The organism is Pseudomonas sp. FP2338, assembly GCF_030687515.1.
GTDB classification, from domain to species: Bacteria; Pseudomonadota; Gammaproteobacteria; order Pseudomonadales; family Pseudomonadaceae; genus Aquipseudomonas; species Aquipseudomonas salomonii.
On the sequence record NZ_CP117436.1, the window covers coordinates 908,649 to 926,309 of the forward strand.

17 protein-coding genes are annotated in these 17,661 nt (G+C 61.0%); 12 read left to right on the forward strand and 5 right to left on the reverse strand.

What is annotated here, in order from left to right; translation table 11 throughout:
- The first annotated feature begins 12 nt into the window (after nt 1-12).
- Together cysD and cysN are read left to right on the forward strand one after the other, a co-directional pair.
- On the forward strand, nt 13-930 hold the full coding sequence (gene cysD, locus PSH96_RS03930) for a sulfate adenylyltransferase subunit CysD (RefSeq protein WP_003171640.1): 918 nt from the start codon (nt 13-15) through the stop codon (nt 928-930).
- 9 nt (nt 931-939) lie between these two features.
- Nucleotides 940-2,838: a sulfate adenylyltransferase subunit CysN gene (gene cysN / locus PSH96_RS03935; protein WP_305457647.1), complete on the forward strand. Its 1,899-nt coding sequence runs from the start codon at nt 940-942 to the stop codon at nt 2,836-2,838.
- Between the two features lie 128 nt (nt 2,839-2,966).
- Here the strand turns inward: cysN and PSH96_RS03940 are convergent, their stop codons facing one another.
- The 3 genes from PSH96_RS03940 to PSH96_RS03950 form a co-directional block, all read right to left on the reverse strand.
- Nucleotides 2,967-3,866, reverse strand: coding sequence for an acyltransferase (locus PSH96_RS03940; protein WP_305457649.1), 900 nt, complete (start codon nt 3,864-3,866; stop codon nt 2,967-2,969).
- On the reverse strand, nt 3,867-5,966 hold the full coding sequence (gene pta, locus PSH96_RS03945; RefSeq protein WP_056859109.1) for a phosphate acetyltransferase: 2,100 nt from the start codon (nt 5,964-5,966) through the stop codon (nt 3,867-3,869).
- A gap of 79 nt (nt 5,967-6,045) precedes the next feature.
- Nucleotides 6,046-6,336 carry a DUF3565 domain-containing protein gene (locus PSH96_RS03950; RefSeq protein ID WP_370694348.1) on the reverse strand — a complete coding sequence of 97 codons (291 nt, stop codon included), beginning with the start codon at nt 6,334-6,336 and terminating at the stop codon, nt 6,046-6,048.
- On the opposite strand from PSH96_RS03950, the gene PSH96_RS03955 reads away from it, so the two are divergent.
- Complete coding sequence (locus PSH96_RS03955) at nt 6,335-6,820, forward strand: peptidylprolyl isomerase (RefSeq protein ID WP_003188398.1); 486 nt, start codon at nt 6,335-6,337, stop codon at nt 6,818-6,820. The two genes, PSH96_RS03950 and PSH96_RS03955, sit on opposite strands and share 2 nt — an antisense overlap.
- A 308-nt stretch (nt 6,821-7,128) precedes the next feature.
- Here the strand turns inward: PSH96_RS03955 and rpsT are convergent, their stop codons facing one another.
- Entirely contained in the window at nt 7,129-7,407 is a 279-nt protein-coding gene (gene rpsT, locus PSH96_RS03960; protein ID WP_003171647.1) for a 30S ribosomal protein S20, read from the reverse strand.
- Between the two features lie 253 nt (nt 7,408-7,660).
- Between rpsT and murJ the strand changes: the two genes are divergently transcribed.
- From murJ to ispH, 6 genes are all read left to right on the forward strand, one after another.
- Complete coding sequence (murJ, locus tag PSH96_RS03965; RefSeq protein ID WP_305457653.1) at nt 7,661-9,199, forward strand: murein biosynthesis integral membrane protein MurJ; 1,539 nt, start codon at nt 7,661-7,663, stop codon at nt 9,197-9,199.
- 119 nt (nt 9,200-9,318) lie between these two features.
- Nucleotides 9,319-10,257 (forward strand): bifunctional riboflavin kinase/FAD synthetase, encoded by a 939-nt coding sequence (gene ribF / locus PSH96_RS03970; RefSeq protein ID WP_016971190.1) that lies wholly within the window; start codon nt 9,319-9,321, stop codon nt 10,255-10,257.
- Between the two features lie 14 nt (nt 10,258-10,271).
- Nucleotides 10,272-13,103 (forward strand): isoleucine--tRNA ligase, encoded by a 2,832-nt coding sequence (gene ileS / locus PSH96_RS03975; protein ID WP_305457655.1) that lies wholly within the window; start codon nt 10,272-10,274, stop codon nt 13,101-13,103.
- A 7-nt stretch (nt 13,104-13,110) separates the two neighbouring features.
- A complete protein-coding gene (lspA, locus tag PSH96_RS03980) occupies nt 13,111-13,620 on the forward strand; it encodes a signal peptidase II (RefSeq protein WP_305457656.1) in 510 nt (169 codons plus the stop codon).
- 7 nt (nt 13,621-13,627) lie between these two features.
- The gene (gene fkpB, locus PSH96_RS03985; RefSeq protein ID WP_010213263.1) at nt 13,628-14,065 is read left to right on the forward strand and encodes an FKBP-type peptidyl-prolyl cis-trans isomerase; all 438 of its coding nucleotides are present in this window, start codon (nt 13,628-13,630) and stop codon (nt 14,063-14,065) included.
- Between the two features lie 183 nt (nt 14,066-14,248).
- Nucleotides 14,249-15,196, forward strand: coding sequence for a 4-hydroxy-3-methylbut-2-enyl diphosphate reductase (ispH, locus tag PSH96_RS03990; RefSeq protein ID WP_017137605.1), 948 nt, complete (start codon nt 14,249-14,251; stop codon nt 15,194-15,196).
- On the opposite strand, the gene PSH96_RS03995 is transcribed toward ispH, so the two are convergent.
- Nucleotides 15,150-15,725 (reverse strand): GspH/FimT family protein, encoded by a 576-nt coding sequence (locus PSH96_RS03995; RefSeq protein WP_305457659.1) that lies wholly within the window; start codon nt 15,723-15,725, stop codon nt 15,150-15,152. The genes ispH and PSH96_RS03995 overlap by 47 nt on opposite strands.
- Before the next feature lie 204 nt (nt 15,726-15,929).
- Here PSH96_RS03995 and pilV point away from each other — a divergent pair, with 204 nt between their 5' ends.
- The 3 genes from pilV to PSH96_RS04010 are packed head-to-tail and all read left to right on the forward strand — an operon-like array spanning nt 15,930 to nt 17,649.
- Complete coding sequence (gene pilV, locus PSH96_RS04000) at nt 15,930-16,415, forward strand: type IV pilus modification protein PilV (RefSeq protein WP_305457661.1); 486 nt, start codon at nt 15,930-15,932, stop codon at nt 16,413-16,415.
- Complete coding sequence (locus tag PSH96_RS04005) at nt 16,412-17,119, forward strand: prepilin-type N-terminal cleavage/methylation domain-containing protein (protein ID WP_305457663.1); 708 nt, start codon at nt 16,412-16,414, stop codon at nt 17,117-17,119. Before pilV ends, PSH96_RS04005 begins: the two co-directional genes overlap by 4 nt.
- Before the next feature lie 5 nt (nt 17,120-17,124).
- Nucleotides 17,125-17,649: a PilX N-terminal domain-containing pilus assembly protein gene (locus tag PSH96_RS04010; RefSeq protein WP_305457665.1), complete on the forward strand. Its 525-nt coding sequence runs from the start codon at nt 17,125-17,127 to the stop codon at nt 17,647-17,649.
- Nucleotides 17,650-17,661: the final 12 nt, after the last annotated feature.

Genomic DNA, 17,661 nt, shown 5'->3' on the forward strand with positions numbered 1-17,661 from the left:
CCGTGAGTAGCCATGGTCGACAAACTGACGCATCTGAAACAGCTGGAGGCGGAAAGCATCCACATCATCCGCGAGGTCGCCGCCGAGTTCGACAACCCGGTGATGCTCTACTCGATCGGTAAAGACTCCGCCGTGATGCTGCATCTGGCGCGCAAGGCCTTCTTCCCGGGCAAATTGCCGTTCCCGGTGATGCACGTCGACACCCGCTGGAAATTCCAGGAGATGTACAAGTTCCGCGACAAAATGGTCGAAGAGCTGGGCCTGGACCTGATCACCCACATCAACCCGGATGGCGTGGCGCAGAACATCAACCCGTTCACCCACGGCAGCGCCAAGCACACCGACATCATGAAGACCGAAGGCCTCAAGCAGGCCTTGGACAAGCATGGTTTCGACGCAGCCTTCGGCGGTGCCCGCCGCGATGAAGAGAAGTCCCGCGCCAAAGAGCGCGTGTACTCGTTCCGCGACAGCAAACACCGCTGGGACCCGAAGAACCAGCGCCCGGAGCTGTGGAACGTCTACAACGGCAACGTCAACAAGGGTGAGTCGATCCGTGTGTTCCCGCTGTCCAACTGGACCGAGCTGGACATCTGGCAGTACATCTACCTCGAAGGCATCCCGATTGTGCCGCTGTACTTCGCCGCCGAACGCGATGTGATCGAGAAGAACGGCACGTTGATCATGATCGACGACGACCGCATCCTCGAGCACTTGTCCGACGAAGACAAAGCCCGAATCGTCAAAAAGAAAGTACGTTTCCGTACCCTTGGCTGCTACCCGTTGACGGGCGCGGTGGAGTCCGAAGCCGAGACGCTGACGGACATCATTCAGGAAATGCTCCTGACGCGAACTTCCGAGCGCCAGGGCCGGGTCATCGACCACGATGGCGCAGGCTCCATGGAAGATAAAAAACGTCAAGGCTATTTCTAAGGGGCTGTCATGTCGCACGCATCTGATTTGATCAGCGAGGACATCCTCGCCTACCTGGGCCAGCACGAGCGCAAAGAGATGTTGCGCTTCCTGACCTGCGGCAACGTCGACGACGGCAAGAGCACCCTGATCGGGCGCCTGCTGCACGACTCCAAGATGATCTACGAAGATCACCTGGAAGCCATCACCCGTGATTCGAAAAAATCCGGCACCACCGGCGATGATATCGACCTGGCCTTGCTGGTCGACGGCCTGCAGGCCGAGCGTGAGCAGGGCATCACCATTGATGTTGCCTACCGCTACTTCTCCACCGCCAAGCGCAAATTCATCATCGCCGACACCCCCGGCCATGAGCAGTACACCCGCAACATGGCCACCGGTGCGTCCACCTGTGACCTGGCGATCATTCTGATCGACGCCCGCTACGGCGTGCAGACCCAGACCCGCCGCCACAGCTATATCGCCTCGTTGCTGGGCATCAAGCACATCGTGATTGCCGTCAACAAGATGGACATCAATGGCTTCGACCAAAGCGTGTTCGAGTCGATCAAGGCCGATTACCTGAAGTTCGCCGAAGGCATTGCGTTCAAGCCGAGCACCATGGCCTTTGTGCCGATGTCGGCGCTCAAAGGCGACAACGTGGTGAACAAGAGCGAGCGTTCGCCCTGGTACACCGGCCAGTCGCTGATGGAGATTCTCGAAACCGTCGAGATCGCCAACGACCGCAACTACACCGACCTGCGTTTCCCGGTGCAGTACGTCAACCGTCCGAACCTGAACTTCCGTGGTTTCGCCGGCACCCTGGCCAGCGGCATCGTGCACAAGGGCGATGAAGTCGTGGTGCTGCCGTCGGGCAAGAGCAGCCGCGTCAAATCCATCGTCACCTTCGAAGGTGAGCTGGAACACGCAGGCCCAGGCCAGGCCGTGACCCTGACCATGGAAGACGAGATCGATATCTCCCGTGGCGACCTGCTGGTGCATGCCGACAACGTGCCGCAAGTCACCGACGCTTTCGACGCCATGCTGGTGTGGATGGCCGAAGAGCCGATGCTGCCGGGCAAGAAATACGACATCAAGCGCGCCACCAGCTACGTGCCGGGTTCGATCACCAGCATCGTGCACCGCGTGGACGTGAACACCCTGGCCGAAGGCCCGGCAAGTTCGCTGCAATTGAACGAGATTGGCCGGGTCAAGGTCAGCCTCGACGCCGCCATTGCGTTGGACGGCTATGACAGCAACCGCACTACCGGTGCGTTTATCGTCATCGACCGTTTGACCAACGGCACCGTGGCTGCGGGCATGATCATCGCGCCGCCGGTGGGCCATGGTGGCACTGCGCAACACGGCAACCTCGCCCATGTAGCCACCGAAGAACGCGCCCTGCGCTTCGGCCAGCAACCGGCCACCGTGTTGTTCAGCGGCTTGTCCGGCGCCGGCAAAAGCACTTTGGCCTATGCGGTTGAGCGCAAGCTGTTCGACATGGGCCGTGCGGTGTTCGTACTGGATGGCCAGAACCTGCGCCACGACCTGAACAAGGGCTTGCCGCAGGACCGCGCCGGGCGTACTGAAAACTGGCGCCGTGCCGCTCACGTGGCGCGCCAGTTCAACGAAGCCGGCCTGCTGACCCTGGCCGCGTTTGTTGCCCCGGATGCCGAAGGCCGTGAACAGGCCAAGGCGTTGATCGGCAGCGACCGCTTGCTCACCGTTTACGTGCAAGCCTCGCCGCTGGTGTGCGCCGAGCGTGATCCGCAGGGCCTGTACGCAGCGGGTGGGGATAACATCCCTGGCGAGTCCTTCCCGTACGACGTGCCGTTGAATGCCGACTTGGTGATCGACACCCAGGCCACGTCGCTGGAAGACAGCGTCAAGCAAGTGCTCGAGCTGTTGCGTCAGCGCGGCGCAATCTAAACCTCGCCGCCACAAAAAAGCCCGCCACCGATGATTCGGTGGCGGGCTTTTTACTTTCTCAAGGTCTGGCGCGGTCACTGTGGGAGCTGGCAAGCCAGCTCCCACATTAGATTGCATTCACAGGTCGGTCAGTGGCGGCCTGGGTATTCCGTGTGCAGCTTATCCAGCAGCGCATCCTTGTCTTCCCACAACTGGTTGATCCACCCCTGGAACGCCAGCCGGTACTCCCCATCCTGCTCATAATTTTTGCCGATAAATCCGGCCGGAATCTGCACTTCTTCAAAGTGCACCACCACGTCCTTCACATTCCCGCACAACAAATCCCAATACCCTGGGCGTTCGGCCGGGTAGTGGATGGTCACGTTCACCAATGACTTAAGCTGCTCGCCCATGGCATCCAGCACAAACGCAATGCCACCGGCCTTGGGCTTGAGCAGGTAACGGAACGGCGATTTCTGTTGTGCATGCTTGCCCGGCGTAAACCGCGTGCCCTCGGCAAAGTTGAAAATACCCACCGGGTTGTCGCGAAACTTCGCACAGGTCTTACGCGTGGTTTCCAGGTCTTTGCCTTTCTTCTCCGGGTGCTTCTCCAGGTACGCCTTGGTGTAGCGCTTCATGAACGGGAAGCCCAGCGCCCACCAGGCCAGACCGATCACCGGCACCCAGATCAGTTCTTGTTTGAGGAAGAACTTCAGCGGGCGAATGCGCCGATTGAGTACGTATTGCAACACCATGATGTCGACCCAGCTCTGGTGGTTGCTGGTCACCAGATACGAGTGCTGGTAGTCCAGGCCTTCAAGGCCGGTCAGGTGCCAGCGGGTGCGGCGTACCAGGTTCATCCAACCCTTGTTATTCGTCACCCAGGCTTCGTGCGTATGGTTCATCAGCCATTCGCTGAAGCGTTTGGCGAATGGCAGCGCCTTGAACAGCGCGACGATAAACAGGAACGAACACAGCAGGATCGTGTTCAGCGCCAGCAACAGCGAAGCAATTACCCCGCGCACGGCGGCAGGTAGAAAATCCAGCATTTAGATATCCATAGGTCGGTTGGCGGCTTGGATCGCCGTCAGGGCGATGGTGTACACGATGTCGTCCACTTGTGCACCGCGTGGCAAGTCGTTCACCGGTTTGCGCAGGCCTTGCAACATCGGCCCCAGGCTCACGCAATCGGCGCTGCGTTGCACGGCCTTGTGCGTGGTGTTGCCGGTGTTCAGGTCCGGGAACACAAACACCGTGGCCTTGCCGGCGACCTGGCTGTTGGGCGCCAACTGCCTTGCCACGGTTTCATTGGCGGCGGCATCGTACTGCAATGGGCCGTCGATCAGCAGCGAGCTTTGCTGTTCGTGGGCGAGCAGGGTGGCTTCGCGGACTTTTTCGACTTCTTCGCCGCTGGCCGAATCACCGCTGGAATAGCTGATCATCGCCACCCGTGGCGTGATGCCGAAGGCGGCGGCGGAGTCGGCGCTTTGCAGGGCGATTTCCGCCAGCTCCACGGCGCTGGGGTGCGGGTTCATCACGCAGTCGCCGTACACCAGCACCTGCTCGGGGAACAGCATGAAGAACACCGACGACACCAAGGTGCAGCCCGGCGCCGTTTTGATCAGCTGCAGGGCAGGGCGGATGGTGTTGGCGGTGGAGTGAATCACCCCGGAGACCAGGCCGTCCACTTCGTCCAGTGCGAGCATCATGGTGGCGATCACCACCGTGTCTTCCAATTGTTGCTCGGCCATCGGCGCGTTGAGGCTCTTGCTCTTGCGCAGTGCGACCATTGGCTCGACGTAGCGTTGGCGAATCAGGTCCGGGTCGAGAATCTCCAGGCCTTCAGGCAGTTCGATGCCGTGGGCGCGGGCGACGGCTTCCACATCGGCAGGTTTGGCCAGCAGCACGCAACGCGCAATGCCGCGGGCCTGGCAGATGGCGGCGGCCTGCACGGTCAACGGCTCGCTGCCCTCGGGCAACACGATGCGTTTGTTGGCGGCCTGGGCGCGCTGGATCAATTGATAGCGGAACACCGCCGGCGACAGGCGCATTTCCCGTGGCGTGCCGCAGCGTTGGTGCAGCCAGCGCGCATCGAGGTGGCTGGCGACGAAATCGGTGATGATCTCGGCGCGCTCGCGGTCATCGATCGGGATTTCCTTGTTCAGGCTATTGAGCTGGTTGGCCGTGTCGTATGAGCCGGTGCTTACCGACAACACCGGCAGCCCGGCCTGGAAGGCGCCACGGCACAAATCCATGATGCGCGGGTCGGGCAGGGTGTCGCTGGTCAGCAACAAACCGGCCAGGGGCACGCCGTTGATTGCGGCCAGGCTGACGGCGAGGATGATGTCGTCACGGTCGCCCGGCGTTACCACCAGCACGCCCGGCTTGAGCAGCTCCACGGTATTACGCATGGTACGCGCGCAAATGATGATCTTGGTCATGCGCCGGGTTTCGTAGTCGCCGGCGTTGAGGATCTGTGCGCCCATCAGGTCGGCCACGTCGCGGGTGCGCGGGGCGTTGAGTTCGGGCTGGTAAGGGATGCAGCCGAGCAGGCGGAAATCGCCGCTGCGCAACAGGGGCGAGTGCTCCTTGAGGCGCGCCGAGAAGGCTTCCATGCTTTCGTCGGTGCGCACCTTGTTGAGGATCACGCCCAGCACTTTCGGGTCTTTGGGGCCGCCGAACAGTTGGGCCTGCAATTCCACACGGCCCGAGAGCTCGGTGAGCACTTCGTTCTCCGGCGCCGACACCAGGATCACCTCGGCGTCCAGGCTCTTGGCCAGGTGCAGGTTGACCCGCGCCGCATAGCTGGCGCTGCGGGTCGGCACCATGCCTTCGACGATCAGCACGTCCTTGCCCACGGCGGCCTGCTGGTACAGGGTGATGATTTCTTCGAGCAACTCGTCGAGTTGGCCGTCGCCGAGCATGCGCTCCACATGGGCCAGGCCCAAGGGTTGTGGTGGCTTCAGGCCGTGGGTGCGCGCCACCAGTTCGGTGGAGCGCTCGGGGCCGGTGTCGCCGGGATGTGGCTGGGCAATCGGTTTGAAGAAGCCGACTTTCAGCCCGGCCCGCTCAAGGGTACGCACCAGCCCAAGGCTGATGGAGGTCAGACCCACACCAAAATCGGTGGGCGCGATAAAAAAAGTCTGCATGCGAATTCTCTGGAGGTGCATGGCTTCGGTGGCGCTCTATGGCTGAGCGCCTACCGGGAATCAGGCACCAAGGTTATCGTTATTCAGGCGCTTGCGCACACCAGCCGCACGTAAAGGGTTGGCCTATTTTTTCAAGGCGTTGCGCAGCATCCAGTACCCAGGCGCGCGACTGCCATGGCGGCTGGTGGCGCAGGTGCTGGGTGTGGCCGCAGGACAGCTCGGCCACCCAGTGGCCGTCGCCGTCCTGATGGAAGCCGATGATGAAGGATGCCGTTGATCGGCTCCGTCTGTCCGGGTTCTGTTCGCTTTCGGGCAAATCCTTGTTTAGACTTGTCCGTTCTTCATTCTTATGCAAAAGGTCTCGCCCCATGACGATCGCCGCTAACAAGGCTGTCTCCATCGACTATACCCTGACCAACGACGCTGGTGAGGTCATCGACAGCTCCGCCGGCGGCGCGCCGCTGGTCTACCTGCAAGGCGCAGGTAACATCATCCCGGGCCTGGAGAAGGCTCTGGAAGGCAAGAACGTCGGTGACGAACTGACTGTCGCCGTAGAACCTGAAGATGCCTACGGCGAATACTCCGCCGAACTGGTCAGCACCCTGAGCCGCAGCATGTTCGAAGGTGTTGATGAGCTGGAAGTGGGCATGCAGTTCCACGCTTCCGCCCCGGACGGCCAGATGCAGATCGTCACCATCCGTGATCTGGACGGCGACGACGTGACTGTCGACGGCAACCACCCTCTGGCTGGCCAGCGCCTGAACTTCCAAGTGAAGATCGTTGCCATCCGCGACGCTTCCCAGGAAGAAGTGGCCCACGGCCACGTCCACGGTGAAGGCGGTCATCACCATTGATTGTGGTTTGATCAATAGGTAGCAAAAACGCCCCGACTGGTTCGGGGCGTTTTTTTGCGCCTGAAAATGTGTCCCGTCGAATTGCCGGGTTTCCTGTGGCGAGGGAGCTTGCTCCCGTTGGACTGCGTAGCAGTCCCATGCTTTTAAAGCAAAGAGCAGGGGCCGCTACGCGACCCAGCGGGAGCAAGCTCCCTCGCCACATAAGGCTTCCATTGTGATTGGAGCACAAACAAAAATGCCCCGGACCTTTCGGTACGGGGCATTTCTTAACTGTTACGCAACCTGAGTTACGTGGCAGTTGTTACCACTTAGGCTGCTGCAGCGACGTTCAGAGCCTTGATGTGGCCATTCAGGCGGCTCTTATGACGAGCGGCTTTGTTCTTGTGGATGATGCCTTTATCGGCCATACGGTCGATAACAGGCACAGCCAGAACGTAAGCAGCTTGAGCTTTTTCAGCGTCTTTGGTGTCGATGGCTTTAACTACATTCTTGATGTAGGTACGAACCATGGAACGCAGGCTGGCGTTGTGGCTGCGACGCTTCTCAGCCTGTTTTGCACGTTTTTTGGCGGAAGGTGTGTTGGCCACCGTCGAGCTCCTCGAAAGACTTTTTAGGAAATAGCAAACAAAATAGGCCGCGAATCATGCCGATGACTTGATGGGTTGTCAAGGGCGGCTGATGCGAACTGCTGAGTGGTCGATCTGAAGAGGCGGGTGATTTATTTCCGGCGCTTGACCTGTAAACTCGCGAGCTTTGGCTCTGTGCTGTTGCAGGCGCGCAGTATCGCATAAGTGGGCGCTTTGTTCGCCTGCTCTTTATCTAAAGGCGCAAACTCTTTCAATGAATCTGCTCAAATCGTTGGCTGCCGTCAGCTCTATCACGATGATCTCCCGGGTTTTGGGGTTTGTGCGTGACACCCTGCTGGCGCGCATTTTCGGCGCCAGCATGGCCACGGATGCGTTCTTTATTGCCTTTAAACTGCCCAACCTGCTGCGGCGGATCTTCGCCGAGGGCGCATTCTCCCAGGCGTTCGTGCCGATCCTGGCCGAATACAAAACCCAGCAGGGCGAAGAAGCGACCCGTACCTTTATTGCCTATGTCTCGGGCCTGCTGACCCTGGTACTGATGCTGGTAACCCTCGTCGGCATGCTCGCCGCGCCCTGGGTGATCTGGGCCACGGCCCCCGGTTTTGCCAATACCCCGGAAAAATTCGCGCTGACCACTGACCTGCTGCGCGTGACCTTTCCTTATATATTGCTGATCTCGCTGTCATCCCTGGCCGGAGCGATCCTCAATACTTGGAACCGTTTCTCGGTACCGGCCTTCGTGCCGACATTGCTGAACGTCAGCATGATTATTTTTGCGCTGTTCCTGACGCCGTACTTCGACCCGCCTGTTATGGCCCTGGGCTGGGCGGTACTGGCCGGCGGCCTGGCGCAGCTGCTGTACCAACTGCCGCACCTGAAAAAAATCGGCATGCTGGTGCTGCCGCGCCTGAACCTCAAGGACACTGGCGTATGGCGTGTGATGCGCAATATGCTGCCGGCAATCCTGGGCGTGTCGGTGAGCCAGATTTCCCTGATCATCAACACCGCGTTCGCATCCTTGCTGGTGTCCGGTTCGGTCTCCTGGATGTACTACGCCGATCGCTTGATGGAGTTGCCGTCCGGCGTACTGGGTGTGGCCTTGGGCACAATCTTGCTGCCGACGCTGTCGCGCACCTATGCCAGCAAGGACCGCCAGGAGTACTCGCGCATCCTCGACTGGGGCCTGCGCCTGTGCTTTATGCTGGTGTTGCCATGTTCCCTGGCCCTGGGCATTCTGGCTGAGCCGTTGACCGTGTCGCTGTTCCAATACGGCCAGTTCAGCGCGTTTGATGCGTCGATGACCCAGCGCGCGTTGGTCGCCTACTCCGTCGGCCTGCTCGGCATCATCGTGATCAAAGTGCTGGCGCCGGGCTTCTACGCCCAGCAAAACATCCGCACGCCGGTCAAGATCGCAATCTTCACCCTGGTCGTCACGCAACTGCTCAACGTGGTGTTTATCGGCCCATTGGCCCATGCCGGCCTCGCCCTGGCCATCAGCGCGGGTGCCTGCATCAACGCGGGCCTGCTGTTTTATCAACTGCGCAAGCAGCAGATGTATCAGCCGCAGCCGGGCTGGGGCCTGTTTGCCCTCAAGCTGCTGGTGGCGGTGGCGATGATGTCGGCGGTGTTGCTGGGCCTGATGCACGTCATGCCCGCCTGGGATCAAGGCCATATGCTCGAACGCTTCATGCGCCTGGGTGTTCTGGTGGTGGCGGGGGTAGTGGTGTACTTCGGGATGTTGCTGCTGCAAGGTTTCCGCCTGCGTGATTTCAATCGAAAGTCGCTCGGCTAGAGACTTTGCCGTGATAAAACGGTTGTTTTATCGATTCGATCCATTTGGCCTGCGCTGTTGCCTGTCGTCCGGGGCCGGGTGTGGTTATAATCGACCACTTTATGAGCAAGAAGCGCGTTATGCAGCTGGTTCGAGGTCTCCACAACCTGCGCCCCGAGCATCGGGGCTGCGTCGCCACTATTGGCAACTTTGACGGTGTTCACCGTGGCCACCAGGCTATCCTGGGCCGGCTGCGTGAACGTGCGGTCGAGTTGGGCGTGCCCAGCTGCGTGGTGATTTTTGAGCCACAGCCGCGGGAATACTTTACCCCCGAGACGGCGCCGGCCCGCTTGGCCCGCCTGCGCGACAAGCTGCAACTGCTGGCTGAAGAGGGCGTTGACCGTGTGCTGTGCCTGGCTTTCAACCAGCGCTTGCAAAGCCTCAGCGCCGCCGAGTTCGTCGACCGCATCCTGGTGGATGGCCTGGGCGTGCAGCACCTGGAGGTCGGCGACGACTTCCGTTTCGGCTGCGACCGCGTCGGCGATTTCGACTTCCTGCAACACGCCGGTGTGAATCAAGGTTTTACCGTCGAAGCCGCGCAAACCGTCGAACTGGACGGCCTGCGCGTGAGCAGCACCCAGGTGCGTAACGCCCTGGCGGCTGCCGACTTCGCCTTGGCCGAGCGTTTGCTCGGTCGCCCGTTCCGCATTGCCGGGCGGGTATTGCACGGCCAGAAGCTGGCGCGCCAACTGGGCACGCCAACCGCCAACGTGCAACTCAAGCGTCGTCGTGTGCCACTCACCGGGGTTTACCTGGTGAGTGTCGACATCGACGGCCAATCGTGGCCGGGAGTCGCCAACATAGGCGTCAGGCCCACGGTTGCAGGTGATGGCAAGGCCCACCTGGAAGTTCACCTTTTGGATTTTGCCGGTGATTTGTATGACCGGCGTTTAACGGTGGTTTTCCACCAGAAGCTGCGTGAAGAGCAGCGTTTCGCCTCCCTTGAGGCGTTGAAAACGGCGATCAATGCGGATGTCGCCGCCGCCCGTGCACTAGCCGCACCTAGCGCCCATCGCTAACCGAAGAGCCTTAAATGACCGACTATAAAGCCACGCTAAACCTTCCGGACACCGCCTTCCCAATGAAGGCCGGCCTGCCACAGCGCGAACCGCAGATCCTGCAGCGCTGGGACAGTATTGGCCTGTACGGAAAGTTGCGCGAAATTGGCAAGGATCGTCCGAAGTTCGTCCTGCACGACGGCCCTCCTTATGCCAACGGCACGATTCACATCGGTCATGCGCTGAACAAAATTCTCAAGGACATGATCCTGCGTTCGAAAACTCTTTCGGGTTTCGACGCGCCTTATGTTCCGGGCTGGGACTGCCACGGCCTGCCGATCGAGCACAAAGTCGAAGTGACCTACGGCAAGAACCTGGGCGCGGATAAAACCCGCGAACTGTGCCGTGCCTACGCCACCGAGCAGATCGAAGGGCAAAAGTCCGAATTCATCCGCCTGGGCGTGCTGGGCGAGTGGGACAACCCGTACAAGACCATGAACTTCAAGAACGAGGCCGGTGAAATCCGTGCCTTGGCCGAGATCGTCAAAGGCGGTTTCGTGTTCAAGGGCCTCAAGCCCGTGAACTGGTGCTTCGACTGCGGTTCTGCCCTGGCAGAAGCGGAAGTCGAGTACGAAGACAAGAAGTCCTCGACCATCGACGTGGCCTTCCCGATCGCCGACGACGCCAAGCTGGCCCAAGCCTTTGGCCTGTCGAGCCTGCCAAAGCCTGCAGCGATCGTGATCTGGACCACTACCCCGTGGACCATCCCGGCCAACCAGGCGCTTAACGTGCACCCGGAATTCACCTACGCCCTGGTGGACGTCGGTGATCGCCTGCTGGTGCTGGCTGAAGAAATGGTCGAGGCCTGCCTGGCGCGCTACGAGCTGCAAGGTTCGGTCATCGCCACCACCACCGGCACCGCGCTGGAGCTGATCAACTTCCGTCACCCGTTCTACGACCGCCTGTCGCCGGTTTACCTGGCTGACTACGTGGAACTGGGTTCGGGCACTGGTGTGGTTCACTCCGCGCCAGCCTACGGCGTGGACGACTTCGTGACCTGCAAAGCCTACGGCATGGTCAACGACGACATCCTCAACCCGGTGCAGAGCAATGGCGTGTACGCGCCGTCGCTGGAGTTCTTCGGCGGCCAGTTCATCTTCAAGGCCAACGAGCCAATCATCGACAAGCTGCGCGAAGTCGGTTCGCTGTTGCACACCGAAACGATCAAGCACAGCTACATGCACTGCTGGCGTCACAAGACCCCGCTGATCTACCGCGCCACCGCGCAGTGGTTTATCGGCATGGACAAAGAGCCGACCAGCGGCGACACCCTGCGTGTGCGCTCGCTCAAAGCCATCGAAGACACCAAGTTCGTCCCGGCCTGGGGCCAGGCGCGCCTGCACTCGATGATCGCCAACCGCCCGGACTGGTGCATCTCCCGCCAGCGTAACTGGGGCGTGCCGATCCCGTTCTTCCTGAACAAGGAAAGCGGCGAGCTGCACCCACGCACCGTCGAGCTGATGGAAGCAGTGGCGCTGCGCGTTGAACAGGAAGGCATCGAAGCCTGGTTCAAGCTGGACGCTGCCGAGCTGTTGGGCGACGAGGCGCCGCTGTACGACAAGATCAGCGACACCCTCGACGTGTGGTTCGACTCGGGTACCACCCACTGGCACGTGCTGCGCGGTTCGCACCCGATGGGCCACGCCACCGGCCCGCGTGCCGACCTGTACCTGGAAGGCTCGGACCAACACCGTGGCTGGTTCCACTCCTCGCTGTTGACCGGCTGCGCCATCGACAACCATGCGCCCTACCGCGAACTGCTGACCCACGGCTTCACCGTCGACGAGACGGGCCGCAAGATGTCCAAGTCGCTGAAAAACGTGATCGAGCCGAAAAAGATCAACGATACCCTGGGCGCCGACATCATGCGTCTGTGGGTCGCGTCGACCGATTACTCAGGCGAAATTGCCGTGTCGGACCAGATCCTGGCCCGCAGCGCCGATGCCTACCGCCGCATCCGTAATACCGCACGCTTCCTGCTGTCGAACCTGACCGGTTTCAACCCGGCCACCGACATCCTGCCGGCCGAGGACATGCTCGCCCTGGACCGTTGGGCCGTGGACCGTACCCTGTTGCTGCAGCGCGAGTTGCAGGAACACTACGGCGAATACCGCTTCTGGAACGTGTACTCCAAGATCCACAACTTCTGCGTGCAGGAGCTGGGTGGTTTCTACCTCGATATCATCAAGGACCGCCAGTACACCACCGGCGCCAACAGCAAGGCGCGCCGCTCGGCGCAGACCGCGCTGTACCACATCTCTGAAGCGCTGGTGCGCTGGATCGCACCGATCCTGGCCTTCACCGCCGACGAACTGTGGGAATACCTGCCGGGCGAGCGTAACGAGTCGGTGATGCTCAACACCTGGTACGAAGGCCTGACCGAATTGCCGGCCAACTTCGAACTGGGCCGCGAGTACTGGGAAGGCGTAATGGCCGTCAAGGTTGCGGTGAACAAGGAGTTGGAAGTTCAGCGCGCGGCCAAGGCCGTCGGCGGCAACCTGCAAGCCGAAGTCACCCTGTTTGCCGAGGAAGGCCTGACCGCCGACCTGGCCAAGCTGAGCAACGAACTGCGCTTCGTGCTGATCACCTCGACTGCAAGCCTGGCACCGTTTGCCCAGGCCCCTGCGGACGCAGTGGCCACCGAAGTACCGGGCCTCAAGCTCAAAGTGGTCAAGTCGGCCTTCCCCAAGTGCGCCCGTTGCTGGCACTGCCGTGAAGACGTCGGCGTGAACCCGGAGCATCCGGAAATCTGCGGTCGTTGCGTGGACAACATCAGCGGTGCTGGCGAGGTTCGCCACTATGCCTAGTGAAAGCATGCCTGAATCCAGCCGTTTCGGACGTCTGGGTTGGCTCGTGCTGAGCGTGCTGGTTCTGGTCATTGACCAGGTCAGCAAGGCTCATTTCGAAGGCACCCTGCAGATGTTCCAGCAAATCGTGGTCATTCCTGACTACTTCAGCTGGACCCTGGCCTACAACACCGGCGCCGCCTTCAGCTTCCTGGCTGACAGCGGCGGCTGGCAGCGCTGGCTGTTTGCCCTGATCGCCGTGGTGGTCAGTGCGGTGCTCGTGGTCTGGCTCAAGCGCCTGGGCCGCGATGACACCTGGCTGGCAATCGCCCTGGCCCTGGTGCTGGGCGGCGCGCTGGGCAACCTGTACGACCGCATTGCCCTGGGCCATGTGATCGACTTTATTCTGGTGCATTGGCAGAACCGCTGGTATTTCCCGGCGTTCAACTTTGCCGACAGCGCCATCACCGTCGGTGCAATCATGCTGGCGTTGGATATGTTCAAAAGCAAGAAAACCGGAGAGACCGTCAATGACTGATCAGGTATTGGCTGAGCAACGCATCGGCCAGAACACGGAAGTCACTTTGCATTTCGCATTGCGCCTGGAGAATGGCGACACGGTCGACAGTACGTTCGACAAAGCCCCGGCGACTTTCAAGGTCGGTGACGGCAACCTGCTGCCGGGTTTTGAAGCGGCACTGTTCGGTTTCAAGGCCGGCGACAAGCGCACCCTGCAGATCCTGCCGGAAAACGCCTTTGGCCAGCCCAACCCGCAAAACGTGCAGATCATTCCGCGCTCGCAGTTCCAGGACATGGACCTGTCGGAAGGCCTGTTGGTGATCTTCAACGATGCGGCGAACACCGAGCTGCCCGGCGTGGTTAAAACCTTCGATGACGCGCAAGTGACCATCGACTTCAACCACCCGTTGGCCGGTAAAACCTTGACGTTTGACGTTGAAATCATCGACGTTAAAGCGCTCTGACTGACGAAACCGGCGCTTATGGGGCCGGCTTGTGTGGGAGCTGGCTTGCCTGCGATAGCATCACCTCGGTGTACCTGATACACCCGGTCGTCTGCATCGCGGGCAAGCCCGGCTCCCACAGGGGCTCACTCCTGTAGAGTTGAGTTGATCCAATTTCTTGCCCTGCAAGACACGAGGCACAGCATGCAAATCAAACTCGCCAACCCCCGTGGCTTCTGCGCCGGTGTGGACCGGGCGATCGAAATCGTCAATCGCGCCTTGGAAGTGTTCGGGCCGCCGATTTACGTGCGCCATGAAGTCGTCCACAACAAATTCGTGGTTGAAGACCTGCGCGCACGCGGGGCTATCTTTGTCGAAGAACTCGACCAGGTGCCGGACGACGTTATCGTCATCTTCAGTGCCCACGGCGTGTCCCAGGCAGTGCGCACCGAAGCGGCCGGCCGTGGCCTCAAGGTGTTCGACGCCACTTGCCCGCTGGTGACCAAAGTCCATATCGAAGTCGCGCGCTACAGCCGCGACGGCCGTGAATGCATCCTGATCGGCCACGCCGGTCACCCGGAAGTCGAAGGCACTATGGGCCAGTACGACGCCAGCAATGGCGGTGCTATCTACCTGGTGGAAGACGAAAAAGACGTCGCCGAGTTGCAGGTTCAAAACCCGGATCGCCTGGCCTTCGTGACCCAAACCACGCTGTCGATGGACGACACCAGCCGTGTGATCGATGCCCTGCGCACACGCTTCCCGGCGATTGGCGGCCCACGCAAGGACGACATCTGCTACGCCACGCAAAACCGCCAGGACGCGGTCAAGCAATTGGCCGACGAGTGCGATGTGGTCCTGGTGGTGGGCAGCCCCAACAGTTCCAACTCCAACCGCTTGCGCGAACTGGCGGAACGCATGGCCACGCCGGCCTACCTGATCGACGGCGCCGAAGACATGCAGCGCAGCTGGTTCGATGGCGTTGAGCGCATCGGCATCACCGCGGGTGCTTCGGCTCCAGAAGTTTTGGTGCGTGGCGTGATCCAGCAATTGCAGGCCTGGGGTGCTACCGGCGCGGATGAATTGGCCGGTCGCGAAGAGAACATCACGTTCTCGATGCCCAAAGAGCTGCGGGTTCGCTCGCTGCTCTGAGTGCCACGGTGCCGGGGCCGCACAGCGCCTGCTCGGTGGCCTCACTGCGCAGGCTGATGCGCCCGCTGGGCGCCAGCACCACTTGATAGCGGCTCTGTACCGGGTCGGTGCCGCAGATGTGCACCGTACCGGCACGGAAGCCACCCCCCGCAAACACCGGCTCACCCAGCCCGCTGAAGCGTACCTGGTTCTTGACTGGCCCATTGCCCGCCACCATCACGCGCCCATTGCCCTGCCGTTCCAGCAGTATCGGGTTGTCGGTACCCGGCTCACCGCGCCCGCTTGTATCCACGATGACTTGCCATCCTCGGCTCCAATCGTTCTCCAGCGCCTGAATGATCACTGCGCGATTGCGGGTGATTGCCTCAGTGCGCGCCAACCGCAGGCCTTCGGCAAGCGAGTGTGCCGCGCTGCGTTGCTGCTGCGACGCAAGCAAATCCTTGAAGGCGGGCACTGCCACGGTCACCAGGATGCCACCCAGTAACAGGCCGAACAGAAGTTCGATCAGGGTGAAACCGCGTTGTTGCATAGTCTGTCCCTCCATGGGCAAGGGTGAAAATGGGGTTGGAGACCTAGGTATAGCGCCCGGCGGCGGGGTTGGATGATGGCCTTTATGTCCAAAGTATTTCCCTTTGTTCCGATTGCGGCGCGGGGTAAAAACCGGCGCTAGTCTTGGCTCGTACAGCAGTGCTGCGCTGCTTTTTTTTGGCCTTCGACACGGATGACGACGGTAATGCTTGCCTGCCCGAACAAACTTTTCCCCTGCGCACTGCCTCGACAGCAAACCGGCATGACCTTGATCGAAGTGCTGGTGGCGGTGTTGATTCTCGCCGTCGGGTTGCTGGGCGCCGCAGTGACCCAGCTCAATGCACTCAAGTACACCGACAGTGCAAGGATGACCAGCCAGGCCAGTTTCATTGCCTACGATATGCTCGATCGAATCCGCGCCAACGCCGGCGCCGACTACGCATGGGCACTCATGCAAAGCGCTCCCGCCAGTACCTCGACGGCCAGCGTGCGGGACCTGGACCTGCATGACTTCGAAGCCAATATCATCGGCTTCGGCGGCGGCGACGCCAAAGGCTCGGTGGTGATCAGCGGTGGCGAGGTAACCGTGAGCATCAGTTGGGATGACTCCCGTGGGGCAAATACTCGTGGGGCGCGGGAAACCTTCACCCTAACAAGCCGCATTGCCGGCGAACCGCAGGCGCTTCAATGAGACGCTCTGTGCGTGGTTTCAGCCTGGTGGAGTTGTTGCTCGCACTGGCGGTCGGGTTGCTGCTGGTACTGGGTGTCAGCCAGGTGGCGATCAGCGCTCGCGCGACTCACGCCAGCCAACAGGCCGCCATGGTGCTGCAGGATGATGCGCGGTTTGTGCTGGGCAGGATGATCCAGGATATCCGCCAGACAGGCATGTTCGGCTGCCTGGCGACAGCCTCTATCGACAACGCACCGCCAGCCTTTGATCGACCTCTCGGCTGGGATTCTGCAGGCAGCGCCTGGTCGCTGACGCTGGTCACCGCCCAGGTTGCAGGCGAGGGCGGCACGCCAGACTGGACGGTGCTCTCTGATTGCCTCGGCACGGCCCAGGCCTACGCGGGGAATTCACCGCCACCGATGCCGGGGCAGCTCCGCTTTGCGCTGCGCCAACTCACCTACACCTTCGAAACTGGGCAACTGAAGGTCAGTACCCCTGCGGCGCCGGCCAAGGCGGTGCTGTTGGACAACGTGCAGGCCTTCGACATCAGTTTCGGCGTGGCAGGCAAACCAGGTTCACCTCAGGTAGCGCGCTATGACGCCCGCCCGACGGATGAATCGCTGATCCGCAGCGTACGCCTGCGCATGACGCTGCAAGACCCGACCGGGCGTGTGAAAGATCAGGCCTACAGCGTGGTAGCAGCCTTGCGAAACCGGCTGGGGTAGGGCGCATGTTCAATCATCACGGTGTTTTTGCGCGGCAAACCGGCATGGTGTTGCTGATCAGCCTGGTGTTTCTGCTGGTGCTGTCACTGATCGGCCTGGCATCGATGCAAGGGGCGGTGTCCCAACAAAAGATTACCGGCAGCGTTTGGCATCGAAACCAGTCATTCCAAAGCGCCGAAAGTGGCCTGCGGTTGGGTGAGTCGGTGATCCGACGGGCTGGCGCGACACTGCCGGTGTGTCGGGCAATCAGCACCTGTGCGCCGCCGGTGGAGTCGGCGTGGGTCGTAGCGGCTGGCACACACCCTGTTTCGGCTGTCACTTGGGTTGCCCTGAAAGGCGGCCTGTATGGCGTGCAATCCCTGGGGATGGGCGTGGAGCTGGCGGGTTTGCCTGCCGGAACACCGGCCGCGTTGTACCGCGTGACCGCAGTTGGGAGCAGTGGCCAGGTGCGCACGGTGCTGGAGGCGGTCTATGCACAGGCAGAGGGAGGCCTGAACGTTCATAGAGTTCTATGGCGACAACTTCAATAGTAAGGAGCATAT